At 59.7% G+C, this 5,515-nt stretch carries 6 protein-coding genes; 3 read left to right on the top strand and 3 right to left on the bottom strand.

All coding sequences use genetic code 11. From position 1 onward, the window contains the following. Together ABX749_RS19750 and ABX749_RS19745 are read left to right on the top strand one after the other, a co-directional pair. A partial coding sequence (locus ABX749_RS19750) for an SHD1 domain-containing protein (RefSeq protein ID WP_372897482.1) occupies positions 1-474 on the top strand: 474 nt, incomplete at its 5' end. Between the two features lie 103 nt (positions 475-577). After that, positions 578-1,099: a GrpB family protein gene (locus tag ABX749_RS19745; protein WP_145220459.1), complete on the top strand. Its 522-nt coding sequence runs from the start codon at positions 578-580 to the stop codon at positions 1,097-1,099. Positions 1,100-1,111: 12 nt separating this feature from the next. On the opposite strand, the gene yaaA is transcribed toward ABX749_RS19745, so the two are convergent. After that, a complete protein-coding gene (gene yaaA / locus ABX749_RS19740; protein ID WP_372897481.1) occupies positions 1,112-1,879 on the bottom strand; it encodes a peroxide stress protein YaaA in 768 nt (255 codons plus the stop codon). Between the two features lie 176 nt (positions 1,880-2,055). Here yaaA and ABX749_RS19735 point away from each other — a divergent pair, with 176 nt between their 5' ends. Next, positions 2,056-2,838 (top strand): bifunctional 2-polyprenyl-6-hydroxyphenol methylase/3-demethylubiquinol 3-O-methyltransferase UbiG, encoded by a 783-nt coding sequence (locus ABX749_RS19735; RefSeq protein WP_145220463.1) that lies wholly within the window; start codon positions 2,056-2,058, stop codon positions 2,836-2,838. 45 nt (positions 2,839-2,883) lie between these two features. Here ABX749_RS19735 and ABX749_RS19730 read toward each other — a convergent pair whose 3' ends face one another. Both ABX749_RS19730 and ABX749_RS19725 read right to left on the bottom strand, forming a co-directional pair. Further along, complete coding sequence (locus ABX749_RS19730; protein WP_372897480.1) at positions 2,884-3,858, bottom strand: alcohol dehydrogenase catalytic domain-containing protein; 975 nt, start codon at positions 3,856-3,858, stop codon at positions 2,884-2,886. 366 nt (positions 3,859-4,224) lie between these two features. Next, positions 4,225-5,515 (bottom strand): Ig-like domain-containing protein (locus ABX749_RS19725; RefSeq protein WP_372897479.1); only part of this gene is annotated, 1,291 nt, incomplete at its 5' end.

Genomic DNA, 5,515 nt, shown 5'->3' with positions numbered 1-5,515 from the left:
GGCGGACTGGACGACCTGTTCGGCGACACGCCCGAACCAGCAGCCGACGCTTCCGACGCGTCGTCGGCGACCGAGTCCCTGGATGACCTGTTCGGCGATCCGGACGCCGCCGAAGACGCACCGGCAAGTGAAGCGAAGCCCGCCGACGATGCAGCGGACAATCTGGACGACCTGTTCGGAAAAACGCCCGCGGCCGAGGGTTCACTGAGCGTTCAAGTCGTCTCCGTCGCTCCCGCCGTCGCGATCAACCCGCTGGACGAGACCCATGTGCGAACGTGGATCGACAACACGGGCAAGTATCAGGTCGAAGGCCGCTTGATCGAAATCAACACCGACAACGTGCGATTGCTCAAGTCCAACGGCCGGACCTGCACGGTCCCCGCCGGACGACTGTGCCCGGCCGATGAGTCGTACGTCGATTCGATCCGCGATGAGATCAAGCAGTCGCGATTGCCTTTGCTGAGCAGCAAATAGCGTCCAAACTTGACATCGGCAAACGATACAGCGAGCCTATCGCATCCGCGATGGGCTCGCTTTTTTTGTTGACCGCCGTTTCGGCCTGTTGTTTGAAGCCGCCATGACTGACACCGTCCGATTGATGCATTACGACCCGCGTTGGCGGCAGGAGTTCGAGCAAACGCGGAGCGGGATTTTGCACAGTTGTCTCGGTTGGGTGATCGACGTTCAACACATCGGCAGCACCGCGATCGGCGGTATGATCGCCCGCCCGGTCCTGGATGTGATCGCGGCGGTCCGCGATGACGATGATTCCCAGCAAGCGATCGCCGAGTCATCGGACATGATCGAGGGGCTGAATTTTCGACGCGTCACCACACCGATGTGGGCCGCCGAAGCGATCGTGTTCTGCAAACCGCGTAGCGGAGAAGAAACCCATCGCGTGTTCTTGACCTATTTAGACAGCCCGTTTTATCGCAGTTCGATCGCCGTCCGTGATGCGCTGCGTTCCGATCGCGAACTCTCGCTGCGGTTCGAGGAAACCAAAGTCACCCGCTGGCGACAGGGGGCCGGCGAGCCGCAGAAATACGCCGATGACAAATCGGTTTTCTTTGCGCATTTGATCGAGCACCACGGGGGCTGAGGTTCGTCCGCACTACCCCCGCAAAAACACCGGTGCCGCGTCGGTCGACGATTCGGCGTCGTAGCGATATCCGTCTTCGGCAAACTTCACCAGCTTGGCCGGCGTTTTGACTTTGTTTCGAATCACCCACGACGCCATCGTCCCGCGCGCCTTTTTGGCAAAGTAGCTGATCACACGATACTTGCCGTTGCTCTGATCTTTGAACACCGGCGCAATGATCTCGGCCTGGACGCTCTTCTTTTGAATGCTGCGAAAGTATTCGTTCGATGCCAGATTCAACAGGTACCGCGAGTCCGTCGCGTCGAGCTGCTCGTTGATCGATTGCGTGATTCGCGTTCCCCAAAACGCATACAGGTCCTTGCCACGACGGGTTTTCAGTGCCGTGCCCATCTCCAACCGATACGCCAGCATGGAATCGAGTGGCCGCAGCACGCCGTAGAGTCCGGAAAGAATTCGCAGATGATCCTGCGCGTAGAGCAATTGTTTTTCCGTCATCTGGTCGGCCTGAAGCCCTAGATAGACGTCGCCCTTGAACGCCAAAACGGCCGGCCGAGACGCCTGGTCGGGCATCGGCAGCTGCCAGTCTTGATAACGCCCGTGATTCAGTTCGGCCAGATTCTCGCTCACCCCCATCAGCGTCTGGATCTGCTTGGGGGTCTTTTTTTTCAGCAAGTCGACCAGCTTTTCGCTCTCGGCGAGCCATTCGGGAGTGGTCCGTGCCGGGACCTTCGGTCGGGATTCATAGTCCAGTGTTTTGGCCGGCGAGAGAACGATCAGCATGATATCGATGGGAAGCGGAGTGGACGGGGGGATTGCAATGGGGTGTGAAACGGTGCGATCGACTGCAGTGGTCGAAAGCACTGGTAGACAGCACTGGTAGACGGGGGATTGTAGAACGAGTAAAAGCCTTGCCAATCACCGAAGCGTTTTCGTCCTCCTCCGTCAAGTGACACGCCGTGCAAGAACTGAACGAATCCATCTACGACCACCCGAAGTATTACGATCTGGTCTTCGGGGCCGATTGTGCCGCGGAGACCAAATTCATTCTGGGTTGTGCGGAGCAGTACTCGAGCCGACCGGCGAAACGATTTTTCGAACCGGCGTGCGGGACCGGGCGGCTGCTGTACTCCCTCGCCCGCCGCGGTCACGACGTCGATGGACTGGACTTGAACCCCAAAGCGATCGAGTTCTGCAACGCCAGGTTTGAGCGTCACGAGATGCCCCATCGCGCCTTCGTGGCGGACATGTCGGACTTTCGGCTGCGAAAAAAAACGGACGTGGCGTTCAACACCATCAACAGCTTTCGCCACCTGCCGACCGAAGCGGCCGCGCGCGGGCACTTCGAGTCGATGGCCGATGCCGTCCGCGTCGGAGGACTCTACCTCTTGGGCGTGCACCTGACGCCGACCAAAGCGATCCCCAGTGAAGGAGAATCCTGGTCGGCTCGGCGAGGTCACCTGACAGTCAACACACACATGTGGACCAATTCACGCGACCCCAAACGACGCGTCGAACGGTTCGGCATCCGGTTTGATATCCATCGTCCCTCGGGCTCGGTGCGGATCGTCGATGAACTGGTGCTGCGCAGCTACACGATGCGCCAGATGAAGGCGTTGATCGATCACAGCGGTTTGTGGGAGATCGTCGAAACGTTTGACTTTGGGTACGACCTGTCAGATCCGATCACCGTCGATGCGGCGAGTGAAGATGTCGTCTATGTGCTCCGCCGCCGGCGTTGAGCGACCCGCAGATGACAGCGCGTTTCCGCCACACAGCGACGAGTCCTAAAGCGATTGGGAACCGACGTCGAAGACGACTTTGAACGAATTCGGATTGACGGCCGCCGCGAACGCGGGTTTGACCTGATCCAACGAGTATCGATCGGTGATCAAACCGTCCACGTCGACTTCGCCGCTCGCCAGCGCATCGAGCGCCTTGGCGAACGGACCGCAGCGTGATCCGACGACGCAAATTTCATCGATCACGATCGAGGCAAGTGAGAGTTGATGCGGATCGGCGACGGTCGTCTTGAGCACCACCGTCCCGCGTGGCCGTACCAGATGAATGGCCATCGGCAATCCGGTCGTCGATCCGGTGCAATCGACCACCACGTCGAATTTGTGCCGGGGAAGCTCCGCGGGATCGGTCGACGGGATCTGAACCACTTCGTATCCGCGATGCCCGAAACGCAGCAGTTTGACGCCGTGTTTGCCGAACACGGTGATTCGATCGGCAACGGATGAAAGCACCTGGGCCGACAGATAGCCCAATCGACCGTCGCCCAAGATCGCGATCTGGTCGGCGGACGTGATCGCAACCTGTTCCAAGATTTCAAAGGCGGCGGCGAGTGGTTCGGTAAAGAGCGCCTGGTCGTCGGTCACGTTTTCAGGAACGGCATGCAAATTGTGCTCCGGAATCGCGACGGTTTGGGCGAACACCCCGTCGTGACGATCGATTCCGATCACCGTCCGCCGGGGACAGTGCGTCGGTCGACCGGCCCGGCAAGTCGGGCAGACCCGACAATTGCAATTGATCTCGCCAACCACACGGCGCCCCGCATGGGTTCCCGTTTGCGCAATGCCGACAAACTCATGCCCCAAAACTCCGCGGAACCCCATGTAACCCTGAGCGAGTTGCAGATCGGTTTCGCAAATCCCCGCCTGCAGAACCTGCACCAGCACTTCGCCCTCGGCCGGCGTCGGTTCGGGGTGCGAACTCTGGTAGTGAAGACCGCCGGGGTCCAGGAGGATCGCTTCCATGGGGCTCTTTCCGAATCTCAGCTTTGGATCTCGAATTCAATCGGCGCACGACATGCCCCCAAGTTTACCCGCGACCACCTTCGCAACAGGTTTCACAGATCGAATGGCAGCGGGAACACTGCAATTTACCGCGAATTTCAATCAACGTCTTGCCGCGGCAGACCGGGCAGACGCCGTGTCCACCGGCGCCGCAGGTGGCGTCGGCTGAACTTGTCGACGGGGCGTTCCTCGCGGCCAACGGAGTGGTGTTCTGTGAATCCATCAATCCAACATCCTTCACGCGTTTGATCAGTCGAACGAAACCAAAACCGCAGTCTATCCGCAAGGCTGGAAAGGGTTCAACGGTGACAGCCGCGAGATGGTGCTTTAGCCAAGCATCGAGTCCAACCCTTCGTCGACGCCCGTTCGCGAACTGCGATAAGCCGAAAGCATCGCAATCGGGTCGATAAACCGCCACGCAGGTAAACTGGAGGCGAACACCGTCATCAACGCCCCACCGCGCAATGCCCAGAACACGTATCCGATCGAAAACACACTCATCCCTGCTCCGGCGGCCCCGACCATGACCATCATCGGTGAGTCGTCTTCGTTCTGCTGGGGGTCGTCCCACTGCGTCCATACGATCGCTTGTTGCAGGTCTTGACGCAGCAAACGTTCCAGTTGCTGCAGTTCGGGGGAATGGCTGAGAGTCACACTGGAAGCATCGCTTGAAACCGCATAGACGCCGTAAAGCTGTCGTTCGGCTCGTATCACTTCCTCCGGCAACCCGTCGTTGCCCGGCAGGTCACCCCCATCGGGCGGTCCCCCGACGCCACCGTCCGACTTGGCACCTGGACCATGCAGGACCGAAGCCAAGGCGATGCCGGAGTCTTCGCCGGACGTAACGGTCGCCTCGGAGGTGTCCGTTGATTCGTCGGATTCCGATTCGACCTCCGATGAAGTGTCGGCATCCGATTCGGTCGCGTTCTCGATCTCGGGTTCTTCGAAATCTGGATCACTCGGTGGTGTCGGTCCCGATCCACTGACCACCGGCGCGACAACCGGCACTTCAAGGACCACCTCGGCAACATTGCTCGACAGCGTCCCGTCGGTGACTCGGTAAAAGAACGAGTCTTGGCCGAAGAAGCCCGCGTTCGGCGTGTAGGTAAAATTGCCGCCCGGATCCAAACTGAAGGTGCCGTTGATCGGCGCGGTGACCAACACGATCGCGAGCGAGTCACCATCGATGTCGGTGTCATTGAAAATCACGCCCGCCACTCCCACGGAAAGCGTTTCGCCGATCGTCACCGTGAACGCTTCCCCGGTCGCCGCGGGAGCTTCATTGACATCCGTCACGGCGATCGAGTTTGTCATCGTTGTCGTCGAACCGTCACTGCTCGTTGCGCGAACCGTAATCGTTTCGCTCGCCGACGTTTCGTGATCGAGCGCTCCGGCCACTCGAACAATCCCCGTCGTCGTATCGATCGAGAATCGACCGCCGGCGTCGTCGTCGAGTGAATACGTGACGCTGGCCCCCGCGTCCGCATCGCTGGCCAGTGCGGTGATGCCCACGATGGTTCCGATCACCGCGTCCTCGGCAACTGAATTGGCCGACGAATCAACATCCGCAATCGCGCTGATCGCATTGTCGTTGACGGGCGTCACCGTGATGGTGAAG

The organism is Stieleria sp. (assembly GCF_041595215.1).
In the GTDB taxonomy this organism is placed as follows: Bacteria; Planctomycetota; Planctomycetia; order Pirellulales; family Pirellulaceae; genus Stieleria; species Stieleria magnilauensis.
The sequence above is the reverse complement of the archived record's forward strand: the minus strand, read 5'-3'. Positions and strand labels throughout refer to the sequence as shown.

What these genes read in the sequence shown, in the direction of transcription:
- ABX749_RS19745 (WP_145220459.1), top strand. Translation starts at nt 578, where the DNA reads ATGACTGACACCGTCCGATTGATGCATTACGACCCGCGTTGGCGGCAG.
- yaaA (WP_372897481.1), bottom strand. Translation starts at nt 1,879, where the DNA reads ATGCTGATCGTTCTCTCGCCGGCCAAAACACTGGACTATGAATCCCGA.
- ABX749_RS19730 (WP_372897480.1), bottom strand. Translation starts at nt 3,858, where the DNA reads ATGGAAGCGATCCTCCTGGACCCCGGCGGTCTTCACTACCAGAGTTCG.